General features: G+C 36.6%; 12 protein-coding genes and 3 tRNA genes. 8 read left to right on the top strand and 7 right to left on the bottom strand.

Translation table 11 applies throughout. The features are described from left to right. Positions 1-52 precede the first annotated feature (52 nt). Complete coding sequence (locus WH267_RS20580; protein ID WP_340010672.1) at positions 53-220, top strand: bacteriocin-like protein; 168 nt, start codon at positions 53-55, stop codon at positions 218-220. A gap of 196 nt (positions 221-416) precedes the next feature. Next, complete coding sequence (locus tag WH267_RS20575; RefSeq protein ID WP_340010670.1) at positions 417-569, top strand: bacteriocin-like protein; 153 nt, start codon at positions 417-419, stop codon at positions 567-569. A gap of 8 nt (positions 570-577) precedes the next feature. Here WH267_RS20575 and WH267_RS20570 read toward each other — a convergent pair whose 3' ends face one another. Together WH267_RS20570 and fbp are read right to left on the bottom strand one after the other, a co-directional pair. Then, the gene (locus WH267_RS20570; protein WP_340010668.1) at positions 578-1,582 is read right to left on the bottom strand and encodes an o-succinylbenzoate synthase; all 1,005 of its coding nucleotides are present in this window, start codon (positions 1,580-1,582) and stop codon (positions 578-580) included. Beyond that, entirely contained in the window at positions 1,582-2,598 is a 1,017-nt protein-coding gene (gene fbp, locus WH267_RS20565; RefSeq protein ID WP_068944199.1) for a class 1 fructose-bisphosphatase, read from the bottom strand. Before fbp ends, WH267_RS20570 begins: the two co-directional genes overlap by 1 nt. Positions 2,599-3,169: 571 nt before the next feature. Between fbp and WH267_RS20560 the strand changes: the two genes are divergently transcribed. The 3 genes from WH267_RS20560 (at position 3,170) to WH267_RS20550 (ending at position 6,454) form a co-directional block, all read left to right on the top strand. Then, positions 3,170-4,408, top strand: coding sequence for an aspartate kinase (locus WH267_RS20560; protein WP_115973150.1), 1,239 nt, complete (start codon positions 3,170-3,172; stop codon positions 4,406-4,408). A gap of 22 nt (positions 4,409-4,430) precedes the next feature. After that, entirely contained in the window at positions 4,431-6,272 is a 1,842-nt protein-coding gene (locus tag WH267_RS20555; RefSeq protein ID WP_115973149.1) for a lysophospholipid acyltransferase family protein, read from the top strand. 109 nt (positions 6,273-6,381) lie between these two features. Next, positions 6,382-6,454 (top strand) — tRNA-Phe (locus WH267_RS20550). 173 nt (positions 6,455-6,627) lie between these two features. On the opposite strand, the gene WH267_RS20545 is transcribed toward WH267_RS20550, so the two are convergent. Next, complete coding sequence (locus WH267_RS20545) at positions 6,628-7,365, bottom strand: hypothetical protein (protein ID WP_340010666.1); 738 nt, start codon at positions 7,363-7,365, stop codon at positions 6,628-6,630. Positions 7,366-7,626: 261 nt separating this feature from the next. On the opposite strand from WH267_RS20545, the gene WH267_RS20540 reads away from it, so the two are divergent. From WH267_RS20540 to WH267_RS20530, 3 genes are all read left to right on the top strand, one after another. Beyond that, positions 7,627-7,699, top strand: a tRNA-Phe gene (locus tag WH267_RS20540). A gap of 258 nt (positions 7,700-7,957) precedes the next feature. Next, entirely contained in the window at positions 7,958-8,428 is a 471-nt protein-coding gene (locus WH267_RS20535) for a hypothetical protein (RefSeq protein ID WP_123947287.1), read from the top strand. A gap of 706 nt (positions 8,429-9,134) precedes the next feature. Then, positions 9,135-9,207 (top strand) — tRNA-Phe (locus tag WH267_RS20530). A gap of 122 nt (positions 9,208-9,329) precedes the next feature. Here WH267_RS20530 and WH267_RS20525 read toward each other — a convergent pair. The 4 genes from WH267_RS20525 to WH267_RS20510 all read right to left on the bottom strand — a co-directional run bounded on the left by WH267_RS20525 (position 9,330) and on the right by WH267_RS20510 (position 25,593). Next, a complete protein-coding gene (locus WH267_RS20525; protein WP_340010664.1) occupies positions 9,330-10,994 on the bottom strand; it encodes a hypothetical protein in 1,665 nt (554 codons plus the stop codon). 2 nt (positions 10,995-10,996) lie between these two features. Continuing rightward, positions 10,997-12,346, bottom strand: coding sequence for a hypothetical protein (locus WH267_RS20520; RefSeq protein ID WP_340010663.1), 1,350 nt, complete (start codon positions 12,344-12,346; stop codon positions 10,997-10,999). A gap of 87 nt (positions 12,347-12,433) precedes the next feature. Next, positions 12,434-18,688, bottom strand: a complete 6,255-nt coding sequence (locus WH267_RS20515) for a hypothetical protein (RefSeq protein ID WP_340010661.1) — start codon at positions 18,686-18,688, stop codon at positions 12,434-12,436. A gap of 11 nt (positions 18,689-18,699) precedes the next feature. After that, positions 18,700-25,593, bottom strand: a complete 6,894-nt coding sequence (locus WH267_RS20510) for a hypothetical protein (RefSeq protein ID WP_340010660.1) — start codon at positions 25,591-25,593, stop codon at positions 18,700-18,702. Positions 25,594-25,629 lie beyond the last annotated feature (36 nt).

The following is a 25,629-nucleotide window of genomic DNA, read 5'->3' as shown; positions in this document are numbered from 1 at the left end:
TATCTGAAAAAAAATTCAGACATTTAACTATCATCAAGCTAAAATATTAACAATGAAAAATCTAAGAAAATTAAACAAAGGAGAATTAAAACAAATTAGTGGAGGACGACCTCCTCTTGGATGTAATAGCTGGAGTCCACAGGAAGGATGCTGCAGGGCATGGGCACCAGATTACTGTGGCGGCACTGCCTGCCCGGATTCACCACCTCCATATTGCTAGGTAATTTTGCACTATTCTATTTTGAATCAGCTTAACTCTTATTTCTGAGATCTAAAACCGGGTTCAAAATTATGACCTCATATAGCTCCAATGTCCCAACTTTGCGGCATTGGAGTTTTTTATTAAATAAGATGGCAGTCTCTATACTCCGACTGTCATTCACCAGATTCACTATCACCAAAACTCAATACCAATTATGAAAAATCTAAGAAAGCTAGAAAAAAAAGAATTAAAAACCATTAATGGCGGAAATATTCCGGTAGTCCCTATAGGCTGCAACAACTGGGATGCCAGAGCCAGATGCTGCAGAGAATGGGATTGGGAACATTCAAATAACCCAACCTGTTAATTCATTTTTTATTTTTTGAACCACAACAACTCATTTCTGAGCTCTAAACTGGATTCAAAATTATTTGTAAATAAAGCTCCGGTACCTAAACCTTGTGGCATCGGGCTTTTTTTTGTGAATGTATATTGTGCAATGGCATTCAGGCCGATATTACTTTCTAACGCAGAAGTAATCCACCAGCCGATATTCTGTTCTTCAGCAAGGGAAATCCATTCATCAGATCCAGCAAAACCACCTATTAAAGCCGGTTTTAAAATGATGTACTGCGGTTTTACCGTTTCTAAAAGTTTTTTCTTTTCTTCCGGATCTGTAATCCCAATCAATTCTTCATCCAAAGCAATAGGAGTTGGCGTCTGAGCACACAATTCCGTCATATTCTTCCAGTTTCCGGCTTTAATAGGCTGTTCAATGGAATGAATGTGCAAATCTGCCAGCTGCTGCAAAACAACGGCTGCTTCTTCTTTACTAAATCCTCCATTAGCATCCACCCGAAGTTCCAGTTGCTCTTTTGAAAATTTATCTCTTAGCTTTTGAAGAATGATATGTTCAGATTTCCAATCGACTCCAATTTTTAATTTAATGCAATGAAATCCTTTTCCCAGTTTATCCTGAATCTGTTCTTCCATATACCCCACATCTCCCATCCAGATTAATCCATTGATGGTAATGGCAGATTCCCCTTCGGTAAACTCACTTGGAAAATAAAGATCAGCTCCAAATTTCAGGTTCAGAACGGCCTGTTCGTATCCAAACCATATCGAAGGGAAGTCTTTTAGTTCTTCTTTTAAGAAATCCGGATCCTGACTAATGTTTTCACAGAGCCATTTTAACTTGTCTTCATAATCAGGCCTGTCATCAAAGCTCAGGCCTCTGAAAACGGCACACTCCCCTGTTCCTTTTTTTCCATCTTCTGAAATTTCAAGGATGAAGGTTTCCTTATCAAGCAAAACGCCGCGAGATGTTCCACTCGGGCGCTTAAATTGTAATAAATATTTAAAATATGATGCTTCCATTATTTTACGCTGTCGATTCGCATAAACTCTTCTGCTTTCTCCACCATATCAATGCTTCCGCAGAAAAACGGAATTCTCTGGTGAAGTTCTGTAGGTTCTACTTCCAGAATTCTTCTGAATCCGTCTGTTGCTTTTCCTCCAGCCTGTTCTGCAAGGAAAGCCATTGGATTACATTCGTATAATAATCTTAATTTCCCATTGGGTGCCTGAGAATAAGATGGATAAATATAAATCCCACCTTTCAGCATATTTCTATGGAAATCGGCAACCAAAGACCCAATATATCTGGAAGTATAGGGACGGTCTCCTTCTTCCATCTGGCAATATTTAAGGTAGTTTTTCACTCCCTGAGGGAATTTGATGTAATTTCCTTCGTTGATGGAATAGATTTTACCAGTTTTTGGGAAAGTCATATTGGGATGAGAAAGATAATAGGTTCCTAAGGATGGATCCAGTGTAAATCCGTTCACTCCGTTTCCTGTTGTATAAACGATCATCGTGGAAGAACCGTAGATGACATATCCTGCTGCAATCTGATTGACTCCTTTCTGTAAAAAATCTTCAAGCTGCACAGGCGTTCCCGGTTCAGTAACTCTTCTGTAGATAGAGAAAATGGTTCCTACGGAAACATTCACATCAATGTTTGAAGATCCATCTAAAGGATCAATCAACACTACATATTTGCTTAAATGTCCATTTTCACCACATTTAATATCAATAAAATCATCATTTTCCTCTGAAGCAATACCACAAACAACCTCTCTTTGAGACAAAGCCGTAATAAAAATTTCGTTAGCGATTACATCCAGTTTCTGCTGTTCTTCCCCTTGAATATTCTGGTTTCCTGCAGCTCCTGTAATATCTACAATTCCGGCTTTATTTACTTCTCTGTTAACCACTTTCGAAGCCAATCTTATTGCACTTAGAAGACGAGAAAATTCACCTGTTGAATACTGAAAATCGTCCTGCTTATCGATAAGAAATTCTCCTAAAGTCTGTAATGGTTGATTTGACATATTTTTCTTTTTACGTTTTCCCCAAATTTCGGAAAATTTATTGCATTAAGAAAATTTAATTACAAAAGAACTTAAACACTGTATATCAACACAATACAATCAAAACAAAACATAATACTGAATATCTGCCTGTGATTACCTCTCCATTTCTTTATCCCAAACTAATGAAAAATTCTGTTTACTTATTTTAATGTAGAACATGAAACGATTCAAATGAAAAATTGAAAAACAGATCTTATTATATTATATTTATTTTTGACCTTATCTTCAGGTTTTGAATAAAGTGACTTTCTATTAAATTCCTTATATTACAGATAATGGCGCCAAATTTTGGCATTCAAAAAAATAAATATCAAATAAATGTATGGAATAAATAAGATTCTTAATAGAGGTTAATCTCCTCTATTCCTGCATTCAAACATAGTCAGGTATTCCCTTCAGAGCTATTTTAAGGAAATCTTAATTTCATCGCATCATCAGCCTATTTCATATCTCGCTGTAAATTTATAATTTTGTCCTCCGTAAAAAACTCATGTAATTTTTATCTAACAATTTTATTTTTAACAATTTAATGAAAATTTTCAAGTTTGGTGGCGCGTCTGTGAAAGACGCCGAGAGTGTAAAAAATGTGTCCATGGTTCTAAAAAGCCAAGGATTTGCCAAATGTTTGCTGGTAATTTCAGCAATGGGCAAGACGACCAATGAATTGGAAAAAGTTGTAGAACTTTATTTCAAGAAGGATAACTATCAAACTGAGATTGAAAAGATAAAACGAAAACACATCGAGATTGCGGACGGTCTGTTTCCTGAAAATCATGCGGTTTTTGCTGAAATCAATCTCTTTTTTGACGATATTGATTCTTTTTTAAGAAGAAACAAATCACCTAATTATAACTTCGTGTATGATCAGGTGGTAAGCTGTGGAGAGATGATTTCTACCAAAATCGTAAGTGAATACCTGAATGAAATCCAATTTACCAATCAATGGCTGGATGCAAGAGATTATATCAAAACGGATAATTCATACAGAGAGGGTGCGGTAGACTGGGCAAAAACGGAAGAGTTTATTTCAAATCTAAACCCTGAAGTCTGCTATGTTACCCAGGGATTCATCGGATCAGATGACAATAACTTCACGGTAACCTTAGGAAGAGAAGGGTCAGATTATTCAGGAGCCATTTTTGCGTACTGCTTAAATGCTGATGCCATGACGATCTGGAAGGATGTACCTGGAGTAATGACCGGAGATCCAAGAAAATTCAATGATGTATCACTGCTTTCCAATATTTCTTATGAAGAAGCTATTGAAATGGCCTATTATGGGGCAAGTGTTATTCACCCGAAGACGCTACAGCCATTACAGCAAAAAAACATTCCTTTTTATGTAAAATCTTTTGTGGATCCTACCAAGGCAGGAACCAAAGTGGGAGCTTCAGACCAAAATCAACAGGAAGAAACTTATATTCTGAAAGAAAACCAGGAACTTTTAAAGATCTCTACCAGAGACTTCTCTTTTATTGCAGAAGATCATATGAGTTTGATCTTCGGATATCTTTCTAAATATAAGATCAAGGTTTCCCTGATGCAGAATTCTGCCATTTCACTGGCATTATGCCTGGAAGATAAATTTAATCACCTTGAAGAACTCAACGAAGAGCTTCAAAAAATTTTTAAAACTGAAGCAATTAAAAATGTATCTTTATTCACAGTAAGAAATGCGAAGATGGATCACATTGACAGATTTTACCACGAAAAAAATGTATTATTGGAGCAAATTTCCAAGAATACTCTTCAAATGGTAACACAATAATATTAATTGCGACTAAACACACATGAGTTTAATTTCGAAAAACGATCTGATCAAAGCTTCCGGCTTAAGTAAAATCGGGTTCCTTAAGAATCCGGTGGCATCTGCTGTGATGAGCATTGCCAAAATAAATGAAGTAAATAAATTATACGATAAATTAAAAGATAAGGAAGGCAAAGACTTTTTCGACTCATTTGTAAGAGAAAGAAACTTAAGCTATGTGGCTTTTGAAGAGGATCTGGCAAAGATTCCGAAAACGGGACCGTTTGTTCTGGTTTCCAATCACCCGCTGGGTGCTATTGACGGAATTCTGATGTGCAAGATCTTATCAGAGGTTCGTCCGGATTTTAAGGTAATGGGAAATTTCCTTCTGGAAAAGATCAAACCTATGGAACCATACGTAATCGCAGTAAACCCTTTTGAAAACAGAAAAGAAGCTTACAGCAGCTCTTCAGGAATGCGTGAGACCCTCAAGCATTTACAGAATGGAGGCTGTGTAGGTATTTTTCCGGCAGGAGAAGTGTCTAATAAGAACAATCCTTATGGAGAAATTTTAGATAAAGAATGGGAAAAAACGGCACTTAAGCTGATCAGAATGGCTAAAGTGCCGGTAGTTCCTATGTATTTCCATGCCAAGAACAGCCGTCTTTTTTATCAGGTAGCTAAACTTCATCCAAGCCTGCAAACGCTTATGCTTCCTTCAGAAATGATGAATGACAGGGAAAAACCTATCAGAATCAGGATTGGAAAACCAATCTCTGTAAAGGCAATGGATGAAATGGAAACTATTGAAGAATTGGGAGAGTTTCTAAAACGTAAGGTTTATATGATGAAATCTTACTATGAAAAAAGAAAATCTCTGGCTCAAAGTATCAACCTACAGAACCTTACTGTTAAGTTTCCTTTATTAAAAGAAGAAAACATCGTTCAGAACATTATTGATGAAACTCCTATAGAGGATATCGTCAAAGATGTTGATAAACTGAGAGGAACAGAAAAAATGCTGTTCAGCAACGGAAACTACGAGATCTATTTTACAACTTACGAGGAAATTCCTTCTATTATGAGGGAAATCGGGCGTCAGAGAGAGCTTACATTCCGTGCGGTAGGAGAAGGAAGCAATCTTCCTTTTGACCTGGATGAATATGATAAACATTACCATCACCTGTTCCTTTGGGATAATGGCGAGAAAAAACTTGCAGGAGCCTACAGAATGGCATTGGGTAGAGAGGTCATGAAGAAATATGGCATCAAAGGATTCTATACCAGCTCTTTATTTGAGTTTGAACAGGATATTCATCCTTTCTTTAAAAAGGTGATTGAAATGGGCCGTGCTTATATCTGTCAGGAATATCAGCAGAAACCGCTTCCACTTTTCCTTTTATGGAGAGGAATCGTGCATGTATGCCTGAGAAATCCGGATCATAAATTCCTGATGGGAGGGGTAAGTATTTCCAATAAGTTCTCAGAATTCTCAAAATCTCTGATGATTGAGTTTATGCGTTCGAATTATTTTGATTCTGCAGTAGCTCAGTACATTACTCCGAGAAATGAGTATAAAGTAAAGCTTCGCGACAGGGATAAAAACATTTTCTTTGAGGAAATGGAGTCTGATCTAAACAAACTGGATAAGATCATTGACGATCTTGAACCGGAATTGAGATTACCTGTGCTTATCAAGAAATATATAAAACAAAATGCAAAAGTAATCGCATTCAACGTTGATCCTAACTTCAATGATGCAATTGACGGATTAATGTATATCAGGATCAGTGATCTTCCGGAAAACACGATTAAACCGGTATTGGAAGAGATGAGTGAACAAATCCGAAAGGAGCAGGAAAATAATTCGTCTGATAATCAATAGTTTTTTAGGGTTAAGTAAAAAAAGTACGATGAATACTTGCTTTATATACCAAAACTTGCTACTTTTGCATCACTTTAAAACAACGAAGTAAGTCAAACAAAAATATAATGGTTTCTTAGCTCAGTTGGTAGAGCAATGGATTGAAAATCCATGTGTCCCTGGTTCGATTCCTGGAGAAACCACTTTAAAACCTCTGATTAGTCAGAGGTTTTTTTGTTTTCTTATCTGGTCACCAATTCACGGATTATTCATGGTATAGTTATACAGTTGTTCAATACTCTCAGGAAGCCTATTTAAAGGAGATATTTTGTTCATGGCTCTTACAGGACAAGTTTACAGAATAGGCTCATAAATGTCAATTATTACCATCGGCAGTTTTCAATATAATAAGATCCTTTGAAATATTTTGATTTTCGGGTTCCTTCTCTGGATCCCCTTCCCCATTTTCAAAAACATATTCTTTTCCATCTTTATCCAAAAGGCTTATGTGAAGTTTATTCTTTTTCCGAACAGCACGGAATTCATGGGGATTTGTCCATACATCTGCTGAAAGTGTTCTATTTAAAGTGACAACATTTACAAACTGAAGTGCGCTATTATTAAACTCATATACAAAGTAAGTCGCATATTCTTCGGTAAAACCTGGAAATAATAAAACGCCTGATGAATCTGTACCATTATAAAGTAAATGACAGTCCTCCTCCACTGTTTCCCAGGAACTGTCATAATAAAAATTAACATTACAGAACTTCCAATCAGCAATGATTTTATGATCTATTCTATATTGGATATAAGCTCTGTCTTCAATATATCTGATCTTAAAACTGTAATCTTTAAAACTAAAATCAAAGCTCTGCATCGATCCTTCTGCGTAATTGCTTACTTTTTTAACCTTCTTAATTTCATTATATATGATTGATCTATTCTCTTCCTCCATTAATCTTTTAAAAGCACTGCTATCTACGACAACAGCTCTGGTATCTACTGTGATGCTGCTACCTTTCTGAATCGCATCATTGGTTTCAGATTCTTTTTTGCAGGAATAAATAACGGTCACCAGACTGATTAATAAAAGGAATTTTACTTTTTTCATATCATTAGTTTTTTAGATCAATACATCACACTAAATATAGAGGTATTTATCTTATTTTCTGACTGTTCCAATAGAATGATAAAAAAGAGTGGACTTCTGCCATTGAGATTTATTACAACAGAACTCTTATTAGAAGGTTTAATAACACTGTCAAAAGACTTCTAACATTGAAAAAAAAGATACAAAAAGCTTGTATGGTATTATAAAATATTCTATTTTTGCACCACTTTAAAAACGACAAAGTAAATCAAACAATATAATGGTTTCTTAGCTCAGTTGGTAGAGCAATGGATTGAAAATCCATGTGTCCCTGGTTCGATTCCTGGAGAAACCACTTGAAAAGCCTCTGATTATTCGGAGGCTTTTTTGTTTTTATAGTAATCGTATCTGAATATAATAAGAATAGCTACATCCTCAACAGGTTTTTCCTTTTACCTGACATACCTTAAATGCAAATCACCTGGATTTGATTTCAAAAAGTGATCTTTCACTTTGCTTTTCTACCTTTGATTAATTATGTGTTTTTTATTAACTTTCTATTTAAAAACTTTGTTACATTTGGGAAATACGACAAAAAACAATTTTAACATTTATGAAAAATCTAATCTTCCTTTTTCTGCTATCTCCATTGGCATGCATGGCTCAATTAAATTATAAGGATCTTACTTTTTTAGCCAATAATAAAATCGATAAAAATATCAAATACATTCAAAATAAAGGTTATACTTTCAGGCAGGAAAAAGTCACCGGAGATGGTACAAAACAAGTTTATTATGAAAAGGGAAAACTAAGCCAAACAATGGTCGTAATGCGAATATTAAATAATCTAAGCGTTGTTGTATCTTATGTTCCTGAAAACAAAAATAATTTTGAAAATATACAGAATGAAGTCAATAAAACAGGATTTAATCTGATAGATTCTACGTCAAGCGACAGAGATTCCTGCACTTCTTATCAATCAAAAGAATATTTTACTAAGCTGTGTGAAGTACAATTTCCCGGAAGCTCTGAAAAATCTCACAATATTACTTTTTACAGAAATGATATTGCATCAAACAACTAAATGTCATTCCCAACGGATGATGCTGTATTGAAGTCGGTTTATCTTGCTTTAAAAGAATATAAAGTTACTATCGGCTCTGTATATTCATCATCATTAAGTTTCCTTTCTATCAATATTAAATCAATACTATTATCAAAAGAAAATTTTCTATAAACTCTAGATAATGAATTGGAATATTCATTCTTTTTAAAAGTATTATCATAGATATAATAACCGTTTTTGTCTTTATTATAAACAAATGATTTAGAATCAAATATTTAATCATGAATAGAGTTTCACAGCCCGGAATGCAAAGAATTATGCATATAAATGAGCCCGTTCAAAGCATACTATACTATTAGCAATTGCCCGATATAAGTATTATTTTCTTTTTGATACTTATCTTCATTCTTTTATATTATCCAGTACCTACTAAACAGTATCAAGAAAGATACAGCCATTACAATTGAAGATTATATTACGTTTAGTATTCTATTAGTTTCAATAAGATTCCAGATATATTAAATTCACTGATCTTGTCACTTTTGTGGTAAAAGCAAAAAAAATAAAATATAAGCAAATCACTGATGAACAAACGATTGGTATTAAAAGAAAGCCCTGAGCATCTATCTTTTCAAAAAAACATTAGAAAAACCTTGCATGGTATTACAAAATGTTATACTTTTGCATCACTTTAAAACAACGAAGTAATAAACAAAAACATAATGGTTTCTTAGCTCAGTTGGTAGAGCAATGGATTGAAAATCCATGTGTCCCTGGTTCGATTCCTGGAGAAACCACTTTAAAGCCTCTGATTTTTCAGAGGTTTTTTTGTTTTTATATAGATCAATATTTTAATAAAAAAACCTCCCTCAAATTAATTTGAGGGAGTTCTTATATTTAAAAGTTATATTGAATTGTATTATTTTTTAATAATAGCCTTCAGGTTTTCTATTTCTTTATTCTGAGAAATGGCATAGAGTGTTAGCTCTTCAATCTTTTGAAGTAATTTAATCTGAAAATCGCCTAAAGACAATCCGTTATCTGTCATTTCTTTTGCGGAAGGAATTTCAGGAAGATGGCTTTTTTCGGTGATAAATTTTTCAAGATCATGAATTCCTCTTAAGTTATAATCGGAAGCAAAAACATGATCTGCTGTAGGGGTGGCAGATACTAAAAATTCTTTAGCTTCCACCTTGCCCTGGATAGCAACATTGCCATTTTCTTTCCAACTCAAGACATTGAATTCGTTATTATCCTTCTTAATTCCTAAAGCACCACCTGTCCAGCCGTAAAGGAAAGGACCATCCAGCAATGAGTTATCACTATTGAATCTTTTATATTTCAAACCATGAGATGAAGAATGCCCACCTAGCTGGATCGGAGATCCTGCAGCAACATTGATACCTCCTGCGACGTCAAGTTTAGCCAAAGGGTTTGCTGTTCCCACACCTACATTTCCATCTTCTCTTACGGCTAAGAGAGCATTTTCATGAGTTCCTTTTGAAACCAGCCAATATTCAGTACCAAGATTTCCAAAAAACCAATTGTTAGTACCATCCAATAATCTGGATTGAATTCCTTGAGTAAATCCACCAAAATTTTCGCTTCTGTCTAAGTAAATAGTGGGTGAATAATCCGAAACTTTTTGGCTTCTGGATTTTGCTTCTCCATACACGTCAATATTTCCATTGAAAGAAGTCTGCCTATTTTCCGGATTAAATGAAACAATCTGATCTTCGTACTTTCCTATATAATATTTGTAGATCCGGTTCTGTTCTCCTACAGCACCAAAACCTCCTATATTTTGAGTTCCATTGGATGAAACAAAGTTATACCCTCTTGCCCACATTGTGTCATATCCTCGGATGGCGGTACCTCCAATAATAGGAGATTCACTATCAAATAATATTTTTCCCTGGATATCCAATGAGGCAAGTGGATTCTGGGTCTTAATTCCTACATTCCCCTCTTTATTGACTTTTAGTCCCACTTTTGCACTTTCGGTTGACACGAGATCTCCCACCCATAGATTCCACTCTTTGGTCATGGGCTGAAGAGGAATAGAAGCAGGATTATTTCCACGGATTTCCATGGCTGTCCATGCATTATTTTTATTAATAGACCGTATTTTTATAGAAACCTTCAATGGTTCATCTACAGAACCAACGGTATTAACGACTCTGATACGAAACCTTTTTAATCCGCCGTTAACATCAATTGTGAAATTATAATTTGAATCCCAGTCGAGATAATTATTTTTATTGATGGTACCACATTCTCTCCAGATATCCTTATTTGCGTGTGAAACGGAAGCGATATGTGTTGCTGCAGAAGCTATAAATCCTCTCGTATACACAATAGACACTTCAAAAAATCCACCTGCTCCAACCCCAGCTGGACTAAATTCTAAAAAATCTACATAATCTCCCACCTGAAAACCTACCGGAAATTCTACAGTTGTTGAATACTCTGATGATTCATCTTTGTGTACATAACTATCTATCAGATCTCCAAACTGACTTTCAGTTGGTCTTTTTGCTGCCCTGAAATATTCTTTTAATTCTGTATTCGTTTTTTTTGCCATGATTATTTTGATTTTAAAACATCAATCTCTTTTTTCATGGAGATCATGTATAGTGTCAATTCTTCAATTTTCTGAAGGAGTTTGATCTGAAAATCGCCTACTGAAACTCCATTTTCAGTCATTTCTTTTGCGGAAGGAATTTCCGGAAGGTGGCTTTTTTCAGAAATAAATTGTTCAAGCTCACTGATCTCTCTTAAGCTATAATCTTCTGCAAAAACATGATCTGCTGTAGGAGTAGCTGTGATCACTACATCTTTTGCTTCCAATTTACCATAGATAGCCACATTACCACTCTCTTTCCAGCTCAGAACATTGAATTCATTATCCCCTTTCTTAATTCCCAAAGCACCTCCTGTCCAGCCATAAAGAAAAGGGCCATCCAACAATGTGTTATCACTGTTATTCCTTTTATATTTCAGACCATGAGCTAAATCATTACCACCTAACTGTATAGGAAATCCAGCAGCAATATTGATTCCTCCGGCAACATCAAGTTTAGCCTGAGGACCGATGGTTCCAATCCCTACATTTCCAGTATCGGCAATAGTCATTCTAGAACCATAATTATTTCCGTCAGCAGAATAGCTCCAAAACTGTAGCCCGTCGCCATACTCCCCTGTCATATTATAGATTGTCCAGCGTTCAGCATTATTAGGTGCAGTTTTATTAGGATTCTGTAAAACGATAGCACCTCCCTCACTACTATTAACCTTAGATGTAATTGATCCCCTTACGTCAAGCTTCTCCTGTGGATTATCGGTACCAATTCCTACACTTCCGTTATAGTATACTGAATGCTTTCTTTGTCCAACCAATGGTTTAATATAAATATCAGAAAGTCTTGCTTGGTCTATAAATGCTTTCTGACAAGAAAACTGCTTCATTCTTATAGCATATAGGTTTCCTGTGGAGCTTGTATGGTAAATGGTCAGTTTATATTCATGTATAGCTGAATCCCATACAATATCTCCTATATAAATATTATCTACAATAGTTCCTGCTGCTTCTACAATTCTAGCTGTAGTAGGATACCAATCATATCCATCAGGATTAAGTCCAATCTCAAATTGTTTTTTTATAATACCAACACTTGACTGATTTGCGAATGTACCTGCAATTTCAATTTCTAAACTGCTGTTCAGATAGGTATTTCCCAAAAAAATATCTATCGCCATATCAGCCTGTAGATGTGGAAATGTGAAATATAAATCCTTATATTTATAATTATCCGGGAAAATAGTTTTATCTTCTAAATTGGCATAGCTATCTATAAAATCTCCAAACTGGCTTTCAGTTGGCCTTTTCCCTGCTTTGAAATATTCTTTTAATGCTGCAATTGTTTTCTTTGCCATAATTTTTGTTTTTTGGTGAATAGTTCCCCCTTTTCCTTCCGGTAAGGGGGAATTATTTTTGTTATTATTAATTGTGTGAAAGGTTAATTAAGGTCTTACAATGAAAGTTCCCTGTAAGATCATTCCATCTGTTCCGTCATGAGAAATTCCACCGATGTCGGTCCATGTTTCTTCTTTATAAATGGTAAGAATCTTTTCTTCTGTACTGAACATATTGGATGTATTCTGAGATACCATTTTGAAATGATGATACAATACTCTTCCTTCTTCATCTTTAATTTTCATAGGATCCAGTCCTAATTTTTCTACAGGAAGGAAAAACTCATTTCCGGTCATATCAAATGCTTCTGCAAAGAGCCATTCTTCTGTATTGGTTGCCGGATTATTGCCATACACATAGAGTTTTGCTTTTGAGGTATCTTTTTCATCTGTATCTATTCTGGCAATCTCCTTCCAGTTCCCCGTTGGGCCCATTTTATAAAGATGATATTTCCCTTTATAGCAAACCTGATCCCAGGATAAAATTACCCAATTGATCACATCAGATTCAACCGGCTCTGAATGATACCTTAACACTGGTGCCGGCGGATTATAATTTTCCACCAACATGGTTACCGTTGTCTTTGAAGGTAATGATGGAGCCTGCTCCTGTACCGTTTTAGTAGCAGGTGGTGATACATTATAATCGGTTGTGGTATACTCTACTTTTCTGGAAGCCACTACACGATAGAAAAGCGGATCGCCATAAGGTTTCTTATCCAGATCTTCAAATTCATCATATACCGTCCATGACCCGTTTTCAGGGTTCACTTCTACATCAGCAATCTTCACTGTTTTAATGTGTTTCATACTTAAGATGGAATCTGCATCCAGTTTGTTGGTTGCCCTGTAAATAGAAATCTCATTGATCTTGTGTACATCAGTATAAGAGTTCACTTCAATCCTTACTTTTGCAGAGATTCCTAATGTTGCATTGTCTACAACCGGCAATAAGCTTAAGATCTTTGGCGGTTCAGCAGGATTGGTATTCACCAGTTTAATAGGACCCTGAAATTTACTGAACTCACCCATCTGCATTTGATTTCCTAATTCTCTTACTCCGTAGAAGTAGAAGTTATCCGAAGCACCATCAAGCGTAAAATCGGTAAACAATGTTGAATGGGCAGTTCCTCCTTGGCCTTGGCTATATACAGCTGCCATTGGAGCCATGTCAAAATCCTTATGATCAGTAGGTAGTAAATACCCTGAAGCATCCCTGACATTCTGCTTTTTATTTTTAGGTCTGTGCCCTTTCAGACTGTTGAAATCAAAATTATGAATCTGCTGATAAATAATAGGAACCTCCGTAAGAGGCAGGAAACAGTTGATCATTGCTTCTTTGATAAACTGGCCCAGACGTAGCTCACCAGACTGGCCAGATACTGCCTCAATCACAATGTGATTAATTGGGTATTCTCCTTTTTTCCATTTTGTTTCATCCAATTGATTAACATATCCACTTTGCCCTACTTTCAATTTAAAATGTTCGTTATGATTTTTAATAAAAAAGTTAATGGCATCAAATAATATTTTACTATTCGGAAGCGGCATGGTAAAGTTTACAGGATTATCCGGCGGAAATGCTTCAAATGATGTTTTAGTATTATCTTCAAGCATTTTGAAGTCAACAAAATTCATCCATCTGTCAGTAAAAAACTCTTCATCATTCCCTCCAAGAGCATTAAGACTGTTTTTAATTTCCACAATCTTTTCCGGTTCATATAAGGAAGCCAGTAATACTGCATTATTCGCTCTGAAAAACTGTACTGAATATGGTTTATGATCATATTCTGTAATAAAGCTATAGGTTGCCTTTCCGAATTTATCCGGTCTGGTGGCATATTGAGAACCTTTTGGCTTTCTAGGCGCCTTTGGTTCCACAATTCTATTGGCAAACATTACAGCAGGAACACTGAATTTAGACTTATACTGAGCTCCCTGCATATCTACATTGTCATGATCTACACTCTTGAATCCAAAGATCGAGTATCTTACATCCTCATTTTCGGGAGGTAAAACAGCATCCTCAATTAAATTATTGGCTTCATTTTTATACAGGTATACCCTGTAAGAAGGATAGTAATTGACAAGAAGATTTTTCCCCATAATAGGGTCTGTAGAAAGTGGTACCGGATCCATAACGGGATCTTCTAGACTAGGTTCAAAATTGAAAATCGGTAGATGAGTAGTATCATCCTCCAGGATTCTGAAGTTCTCATCATAGATATAAAGTACAAGATCTTGGTTGATGTTGATATTTTCAGTTTTCACCACTTTAAAAATAGACCTGGATTCTTTAGGAACTCCATTATTATAGTTTTCCACGGTGAACAATCTCACAATACCATTAAACCATTCTACAGAGTTGGCATTCGGTAAATACTGGGAATTCTGTGCAAGTTGGAATCCTGGGAATGTAATCCTATACACTCCCCTGTGAACCTTACGGCTATTAGCTGGATTATCAATAACCTCACCTTTTTTATTCTGATATTTGTCTAGTAATTCGAAATGCAGTTCCACTTTTGCATTTTTCCAGAACCCTCTACTCTTTTCAAGGAATCTCTGAACAGATCCGTCTGATTGCTGAGTATGAATAATCTCTCTATGGATTTTCCAATCATTAGTCCCAATCTTCACCTTCAGTGAGTTCGGATTTTTAGGACCCCAGGTTGGTGTATTCTGCATGTTTTCAGTGGCGCTGAACAACCCTTCAGTTCCGGGACTGAATGCAGGAAGCACTAAACTGCTCTGATCGATTACTGGTGAAGTACCGGAAATAATAGCCGCACTTGGTGCTTTTTTAAACACCGTAAATTTCAATCCTAAAGGTTTTACTTCAATACCATTAATGATATAGCTTTCACCATCCAATAAGAAAATTCCTCCGATAAAATCATTGACGGTAGTTCCTGCAGGAATTTCCGATTTTAAAGTATTCTCCTGAATTGAAGGTTGGGCAGGGTTAGCAGATCCTGAAGGAATAGTTCCTCCTGAACTTGGAAGGGTATAATCTACCGTTTCAATCTCAGCCAAAAGTTGATTATTCGGGTGATGGTTGATACTTGCGACCTTCGCAGAAATCTCCTTCATGGTATAATTTCTGTAGAAAATCTCCACTTCATCTGCCATTACTTCTTTATCATCCGGGAAGATGACATCCGGATCCAGGTAGTAATCATCATCTAACGTAGAATCAAATGGAATAGGATATACAATTTCGTCCTGATAAATGTGATGATCAAAGCCTAATCTTACCAAAGTCTTATCCGGATCTGCGATGCTACTTCGACGGGTTTGTTCTCCCCCAGAAGTAAGGGTTACCGGATTTTCTTTCTGAATAAGGAAAGCTGTTGTTGCCGTTGGAGGTAATAACCTGTTGTTGGGTTTAATCTTGGTATCTATTGACAATTCCTCTCCTCCTATCTGTGCTCTTGAAAACCAGTTGATTCCATATCCTTTATAAAAATAAGTTCCGCTTTTATCCTGCTTATGCATATACAATGGTGCATAAGTATTGGGAATCTGAAGAGGTAAGGTTTCATAAGAATTAGGGGAATTATCTACATTAAAATATTTTGTATCATGACATAATTCCGGTTTTATCCATGTGTAATCATCTGCTTTCCCAGGTTCTACAACACGGTATTCAAGACCTGCATATACAGGAACCGTGAATGAAGATGCATCAAATTTCTGAGCTGATCCAAAGAAAACAGGATTTACTTCAAGTTCAGGAATCTGGTGATTATAAATACTGATGTAACGGTATTTTCCATTATGAGAATATCCTTCTGCATCATATAACCCTGCAGACTGCGGATTATCAGCATCCATTCCTTTATTCAGTTTCAACAGTTTTACAGGCAGTGAAAGTCTTTCGATTTCAGTAGAAACAGGAAGAGACATTGAAAGCAGCTGATAGCTCTTATCCTCTGAATTGATATCCAGATTTTTATTGGTATAGTATTCTGCGATGTAAATAAATTCTCTTCCGAAAACATCTTCTTTGATATCAAGATATCCTAACCCCAACATTCTTGCTACATGGTAATCCAGGGCAGCAATATTTAAAATATCCAGATTGGAAACCTGCATATCGCCTTGCTCAGGAAGGTTCGTGCTAACTTCAACCACCTGCTGTGAGCCTGTAGGTGAAAGGTTAATTGAAATGGTTTCATTCGCTTTTGGATTCTGCTGATCATTACTCAGCTCTACATATCTTTGAACTACCGTTTGAATATCTCTGTCTAAAGGCCCCACAGATGAATGTTCCCATTTTTTATGGTAGTTCCCGATATTTACATAAGCTTTATCATTATATCTTAGCCATGCTCCATCAACAGGATTCTCACCAGGTAAGGGATCTAACCTTTCAAAAGCGACATCTGCTTTATCCGTAAGAGAGAATTCTCCCATTAGTTCCCATGCGTTAGCCTGATTTCTATTGATGATAAAATCTGAATAGAACTCAAAGTTAATTTCAGTAACCATACAATTGTTAGCTCTGAAACGCAAAGTTTTTCCGTTCTCTACATTAAAATAAGTGTAGTTAAGATCGTTCCCGTAAGGCATTGCTCTATATGAAAGCTGCTGTTGGGATGTGTTATTCGGTTCTCCTACAGAAAGCGCCTCCAGCTCCAGACGTGAATCTGTCTGCGAGTCTATTTTCAGCTCTGCAGCAAAGAAAATATCTGTTTTACAAAGAATCTCTATAATTTCATAACCATATAGCTGCATGAATTTAAGAGGATCAGACATTGGATCTACAGACATTCTTACCTGTGCATATTTTGTTTTATTTTTGAAATAGACATAAAAAATTCTACTGTCATTATTAAACTTATACACCCACATTTTCTTATTGTCATCAATAAGCTGAGGAACCTGTGCAAATTCTAAAGTGAAAATCTGCTTTTCATAAGGAGCTCTGTATACATTTACAAAGTCACTAGGTTTGTTGAAATTGTTTTTATTGTCTGTCAATTTTCCTTTAGGAAGGTGATTTTCTCCTAATTCACCTCCAAATCCCCATCTCAGATGGATTCCTTTGGTACTATCTTCTCCTTTGGAGCCGGCAGCCTGGAGATAGAAATTAGGGGTTTGCAGCCCCGAAAATTCATTGAAAGGAATTGTAATTCCATTTCCACTACATGCATCGCCCTGAGTACGTAATTTGTTTGTGATATTAAAATGAAAATCCTCTCCCTTCCGACCTATTCGAGCAGAACTATAAGGAGCATTCTTCAGTTCAAGAGTTTTTTCTGATAACTGGAACTTATTATCCTGAGAAGTGTTACAGGTATTGATTGTATTGTCTACAAGCCCTGTAAAATAGGAGTTATAAAACCCTCTAATTGTCACCTCATTATCAACAATCTGATCAATAACCATTTCTCTGCCATTGGCTTTTTTAACCCATATTGGATCATAACCCGATGCAGGATCTGCATATAAAGAAAAGCTAAAATTACGTCCCTTTTCTGTCTGAGCATAGAAAAAGTCTTTTCCATAAGTAAATGTAGCTGGTTTACCTTCCCAAGCTCTATATAAAAACACATTTTTTTGATTCGCTACCAATGCAGGAATATTGTCAACGTTACCTGACATATACAACTCATATGAACTATTAGTCTTTCTGCAATAGATCCCATTCAGAACGATAGGTGTCCCGCCTGCTGAAACATATTTTCCAGAAGTTACAGGGTAATCTACACTTCCAAATAAGCACACTCCACGTTTTTCTCCTTCGATTGTTTCATTCGCACTGATAAAAATCAGTTCACTGTAGGTACTAATCCCGGTAACTTCCAGAATTGCTCCTGGAGCACCGCTATTAATAATATCTCCTGTTGAGCTTGGGTTTACCCTTCCATCCGAGCCCATTACAAGAGTTCCGATGGTATTTGTTTTTATATGATCAAAAGTAATATGAACTATCACATCATAAAATATTGTAGCATAAATATGACCTTCAGTTCTTTTAATAGATGGAAAATTTTTGCACCATACTACTTCTCCATTGCTTCTGATTCTCATCACAACAAGAGTTGTATCGGAAACCGTTCCCAGAACAATAAAATCTCCATTGTCAAATGGTAGTACTTTGGTAAATGTAGTAGATTCATTTCCCTGAGGAGACTGAAAAGCTTTACTCCACTGCGGATTGCCACTTTCGTCAAGAACTGTAATCAGTCCCGATGAATCTATGGTTCCTACCTCCATTACATATCCCTGATTCTTCGCAGAAGAATTAATTATTCCACTAGAACCTGGATAATTATAATTTTTAAAAAAACTCATTTTAGATTTAATTAATTGTTTAGTTTTAATTCGTTGATTGTTACCGTAGATTTCACCCCATATTGGGTTCCATCCCAAGATTTGTAATTGAACTCTAATGCTAATTTTGAATCTTTGATCTTATTGCTCTTGTGTACCACTAAAATCTGAGAATAATCTTTAGCATAAATGAGTTCGAAACCTTCACTATGTTTGTTTAAAGCATTAAGAACCTTAAGACATTCCTTCATATCACCCAATGGAATTCTCGGATCATTGAATGGTTCCGGATTCCTTATCAGTAAAGCAACCACATCATTATTGGTATTTACTATTTTGACAAACTCTGTATGGGTAGGAGGGTTTAATGGTTTTAATCCCATTACTCCTTCAAAAGCACGATCAAATAATTCTGAATAGGTATTAGCTAATGCTTTTAAATTTGGATTTTCAGCACCTTTTGAAGCTAAGATATAAAGGTCATCAAGCTGCTGCTGTTTAAGGTCCGCTTTCACTTCATATATCGCATCTTTTTGTCCTATTACCACATTATTATCATCGTATTCTTTCAGCTTATAGCTTTCTACCTGTTCTTTGAAGTCCCTGTATCTTGAAGTCCTGAATACAAACTCATGGATCTTCTGGTTTTCTTCATATACTTTCTTAGGATCTTCCACTGTTGGTGCAGGTTGTGTCTTATACTTTCCGTCTCCATCATCATCAAAGGCATTAAAAACCATTGCTGTATATAATTTTTCCGGATGCAGATCTGTAAGCTCTACTGAATACTTATATGATTTTGGCTTAACAGGTTTTCCCAGATCAATGCTACAAGCTATACCAGAGTTCCCCTGGTTAACATGATTCACATAGTTCAGCATCTGCTGAATACCCAATGGTAGATTTGGATCATTTTCACTCCAGCCTGGAATCACTCCCGGTACTGTTTCATTTTTCTTCCAGTCTTCAGGTAAAGGATATGGAACGCTCACATTCGTTACAGGATCTTTGATCACCATATTGATACTTCCTATAATTCCCTTCACTCCCATTCCTGTATGTTCAGACCAGTTCTTAAGCATATTATAGATATAAGGCTTGGTAAAGAAGAATTCTATTTTACACTGCTGATGACCATAGAATAATGGTTTTGACATTAAAAGATCTCCGTCCACATTAGGATATGATTTTTTCAGATCGATATATGATTTTAGAGAAGTAATAGGATATTCATCTATATTTTTCTTTTTATTCGTCAGGTTTCCATCAGCATCTTTAAGTTTTTCAATGTATTTGTCATTTTTCTTCTCAAAATGTCCGATAGGTCCAGCTGTTTTAAAGGCAAAATAATAATCAATGATATGTGGTGTATCTCCATTTACATTATCTTTCAGTTTAAGATTGATATAATATACACTGTTTGGTCTCCAAACCGGCTGCACCACTTTACTCATAGCTTCCTGCATCAACTGCATATCTGCCTGTACAGCAAGTTGTGATGGAATAGTCTGTTGATATTCGTGCTCTTCAGCTGTAATCCATTTCACTTTATGGAATAAAGTATAACAATTTGTCACTGTATTTCCAGAATCGTTATTGTCATCACTGCATCCGCAATTTCCAAGATTAAAGATGATATTATTAATTTCCTGTACTATTTGCAGACCTCTGTCCTTTGTAGCTCCTGGGGTATATAGGTATTTATCCAATTTGGCTAAAAGATCTCTTACATACCCCGGATCCTTCTTAACCAAACCATAGTCATAATTCCCACTATCAAACCTATAAATCATTGATATATAAGTTTGAAAACACTTTTCATAATTAATCAGCGCGTCTCCTTCATAATAAGAAATACAATTATACAGTTTGCTAATAAGCTCTTTAAGGAAATCACAAAGTTTCGTATCTTTTGTACATGGCTCTTCTTTTGGAACACACCCACAATCAGGAGTAAACTTCAGGTTCAGAGGTTTTTGAGTCGTTTTACTTACTTTAATGATCACCGCCTTATTAATCTGTTCTTTCGGATAATCACTTGAGTAGCAAATATCAATACCTTCTGCCTTATCTGTAATTTTTTTAATAACGCTGTTATACTTAACCAAATCATTACCAGAGTTTCTTGGTAAATACAGGAAGATCACAGAATGGGTATTGAAGTCCACAAATGGCGGAGTATCACCTCCTGTTATCATTTTATACGGAACTTCATAATCTTCCCATTTAGTCGCTATTCCGGACATGCTAAAGTTCACAGGTCCATTTCCAAATCCTCTATAACCATTCTGCACATGCATTACATTGAAGTCAAGCTCCTTACATTGAGAAGTCGTACATCCTCCTGATTTCAGGTATTTTAATTTCTCAAGAAGCTCATTATATTTTGCCTGTTCTCCCGGAGAAAGTACAATGCTGGTTACTTCACCAGTTGTATTGGCTGTTGCATGGGCCCAGATCTGATCTATCTGTGCGTTGATATCATCAATCTCCTGCTGGTTGACATTATATGGAATAATTTCAATCTTACTCACATATTGACCGCCATAATCAACTGATTCATATGACAGCTCTGATGCCAGTTCCGCTTTCGTTTTGGTTACTTCTGCAATCAATTCATAATTCTGATAAATCGCAGTAGAGAATACATCTTTATAGTATCTGATGGTTACCGTACTTGCCATCGTAGAAAGCAATAATTTTACTTTTGCAGATGATTCAGGAAGCAGAACAACCATTGTATTTCCATTGGTCATCTTCAACGACTTCGGTTCATTATGTGGATTGGAAGCATTAGAAACCACCATATAGTCTGTAGTATCCGATAATGTTCCCAGGAGGTTATAATACGCTCCATTAATGAAGTTATATGGTGCTCCTGCCGGCTGGTTATAAACCGTTCCTACTGTTTTGTCCAGTACATTAGACTCATGCCATACATCTTCCGTTTTTGTACAGAATAATGAAGAAGCTGTGATTCCGTATTGTTCAGGAATAAACCACCCCGGCTGTGCAGCATCTAAGAATGAGAATGGTGTAGACGCCAAAATCCTGATGGTATCATATTTACCATTTATTTTCTGCCAGAATCCTAATTTGAATTTATCAATATTAGTGATGCTGTTGGCTTCATCCTCAGTCAATACAGCTCTGTAAGGATTGTATTTATTCCAGGCAGTCCCCTGCTGATTAAGAACCTTAATCTCTACATCTTCAATAGAATACTGGTGTTTTACCTGACGGAGTACATGACCTCCCGGCTGGGTTTTCTGAGGCGGGATCAAATCTGTATATTCACTTGCTCCGCTGGTATGTCCACCAATTTTCTCACCTGCAACCGGAGTTGGAATAAGCCCCTTTTCGATTTTAATATCAATATAGGTATCCAATGGGATTGTTGGCAGATCAGGATTGTCTTTAATAGATGGTGCCGGTGCATTAAAAATCTCAACTACCGGAAGATCAAAGGTCTCATTGGTCAACATGTGAACTCCTTTCACCGCATTATTCAATCGTGCTTCTTTCGGGTAATCAATTTCTGGTCGATCCGATTCATAAGTAAGAGGCGGTACAGCACTTGTATCTACCTTATCATTTTTTTCCCATTTGATACTTAAATGAACTCTAAGCGTCATTTTAAAGAAAAATAGCTTTACCCTGACCTCTACTTTAAGTTCTGCCATGATCAGGAACGGGAATATAAGCTCTACTCTGAAATAAATCGAAACAAATAAGGCTACACTGATAATGAAAAGATTGATCTCTGCTCCTCCTTCTACATAAATATATCCTCCTACCTGAGGTCTTTCAAAACTGATGTGAGCTCCTACTTCAATAGCAGCATAGACTTTTACAATGATCAGATTCAGGTTAAAATCTACCCTTGCTCCGGCTTCAATTCCTTTGGCAGCAATCATCAGATAAGACTCTGCCCTGATATTCACGGAATCTTTAAACAGACTGGCTCTGATCGGTTTTTCCCTTGTTCCGAAATTGACATACCATGGTCTTTGATTTTTAAAGAAGAAGCCCATCTGAACCTCAGCCTTAATATCAATAAATGACCCGTTATTTTTGTTGAGCTGGAAGTTACCTCCTGCTCCAATTTCCAGTGAATTGTCCCCTACGATAACAAATGCATAGAATGGCGGAACTTTGGGGTCATCTTCTGTCAGCCCAAGACGTTCACTGATGATTGTTAATCCGGCATCAATGGCAAACATACTTGGTACTGAAAGCAATACCATTGCACGTAATGAGGCAAGACGTCCATCTAAGGTTGCCAGGGATGCTCCTGCTCCGAAGGCGAATGGTGCACTATACTCCTGGGTAAACTGAGGTCCGATAAACTTATCGGTATTGATTCCTCGCTGCGGATGTACATAATAATCATACCAGGTATCACTTTCTGTCATTCCGATAGCCTTTTTATGAGCAACATATCGGTATCCGATCAGTCCTCGGAATCCGAAAATACCAAATGAACCTAACGGAATCACAAATGGCAGTTCAACACTTGCATCTACCAGGAATCCCGGGTATTTAGGATCGAAAGCCATTTCTGCAGAACCGGAAATATTCATTTTCGGCAGCTGAAGAGAAACCTTCCCTCTATATTCTGTAGATACCCCTGGTTCCGGAATAGTAAGAGCTCCTTTGATAATGGCTACTGCAGAAGTTGCACTCGCCGTTCCAGGAATTACCAAGTCAACTTCTAAGGTTGAGATATGGAAATAAGAATCTCCAGCACCACCATATTGATCGTTATCAGCAGTATAATAGTATTTAACCCCATTCCCTCTTACATCAAGACCTAATGGGTTGATATTGATTCCCCCATCAAATCCGATATAATTATAGGTACGCATATTGCCGTCATACATACGCTGTATGGTTCCCATATGGACAGCTGTAACCGCCATACGTACCGGTCCTAAATTCAGGTGAAGGTTGGTTGGAATAATAGAACTTCCTCCGGCAATTTCAAATTTACCATTGGCGTAATAACGGATAGCCGGCAGATCAATTCCTTCTTTTCCCAGTAATCTTTCTCCAAATGTACCCTTAGGGAAACTGATTTTGGTATCGGCTTCAATATAGAAGTTATCATCTTTCTTACCAATTTCTATTCTCTGCAAGTTAAAGATCAGGAATTTAAACAGGTTCATTTCCAATCCTTTTGGAAGAAATGCAGCCGCAAGCTTAAAGTTTTCTTTACTTTCCCATTCTCCATCTACGGCAATGATTAATTCGGAATCTCCATCAGCACCTTTAAATTTTTTGATCTTCAGTGCAGCACTCAATGAGGAACGTACCACTTGTCCCTGATGGAAATCAATATCAAAATGACTGAATCCTAATTCCCATGCTTTTTCAGGATCTTTCCCAAGATCAAACCACAGCGTACGGTCCTGGTCCGAAAGGCTGTCTACGGAAAGGCTGGACAGAAATTTATAATAATCTTCTTCTTTCTGGAACTCTTTATACTCTCCCGCAGTAGTTGTTAATCCGAAAGGATATACAAACTTAAGCTGAGATGGTGAATCTAATCCATTTATGAAAGTCTTCAGTGCCTGCATATCAGCAATAGTATGCTCCGTAGGATCAGACATTGATTTCACTTTTAGATTTTGATACTTAAGGGTGAAAAACTCACTGAAATAGTCTACCACTTCGGTCTGTGTTCCCACAGCTTTAACGGCATAGCTAGGTCTGATGGCAATATTTCCTGAGAGACCTCCGGTTCCAATCAGCATATGATTGGCTGAAATACCGATGGTCTGTTTCTTATCTAATGCAGGATCTTTCTTTTTAAACCATTTTTTCGGAAGGAAAATCTCGGTATACTCCATGTATACTCCCATAAATTCCTTGGGTCTTCCGTCGGCATCAGCTTCTGCAATATTTTCCGTTTTACTCAGGTCAATTTTCAGGTTGTGAATATCGATCACAAAACCTGTATTTCCGATCTGAGCAGGATGGCTCATATTCAGAACCAAATCCATATTATATCCGAAACCTTTTTCTGTATCGGCATAAAATAAAGCCTCTCCAAAACCGATGGTCACTTTTTGAGATTCATCCTCTATAACCTCTAAAGGAGCAGTCGGGTGCTTTAGTGGGTGAACCGGTTTTAAAATACTTCTTGGAAATTCAATCGCTGCAGACAATACTAAAGTTGCCTTAAATTTCGGAACAACCACTTCTTTGATGAACTCATCAATATCCTGCGGCATCAGAGATTTAAAGAATGTTTTTACTTTATTTCCTGTTTCCTGAAGATCGCTTGTTAACAAATAAGCTCCAAATGCTGCTAAAGAAGCATACTTCCCTGCTCTTGAAAAAATCTGTTGTACAACTTCAGTAATTGTTGTTGCATTGGTAGGAACAGGAATTGGATTTCCGGACCATCCTCCATATACTGCATTCATATCTTTAACGAACTGCATCAATGGAGTAATATCCTGGTTTTCAGGTTTCACAAATGTATTCACAAAATGAGCAATGGCCTGTTCTTCCGTTACATTGAGCACTCTAAGTGCAACCTCGAAGATCTGCTGGGGTTCAAAGGAAAAGTTTCCTAAGCTGAAATAGCGTAAATACGCCAGGATCTTCCATTGGTATTCAACGGTGATGGGAAATGCTGAAATTTTGGAATCATTGTCTTTAAGATCCGGATTCAGAACCAAAGCGATTCCTGTTCCGGGAATTTCGATATCGATTCTTTTCGAAACGATCGATAAACTGTAAAAAGCCGAGTCTCCTTTTGGCCCTTTACTATACTGTAAATCTTTATAATAGATTTTGTCGAGGAGGTTGGTGACCCCATCTTTTATGAATCCCAGCATATCCGGGATGTCGTCTTTTGTAACCACAGAGGATAACCTCGGGTAATACCTGTGTGTTACCGGTGTTTGATTTGACATAAAAATAATTTTGTGTTTGGGTGAGTGGAAGGCTTT

The sequence above is a fragment of the Chryseobacterium sp. MYb328 genome, from assembly GCF_037572595.1.
Lineage (GTDB): Bacteria > Bacteroidota > Bacteroidia > Flavobacteriales > Weeksellaceae > Chryseobacterium > Chryseobacterium pennae.
The sequence above is the reverse complement of the archived record's forward strand: the minus strand, read 5'-3'. Positions and strand labels throughout refer to the sequence as shown.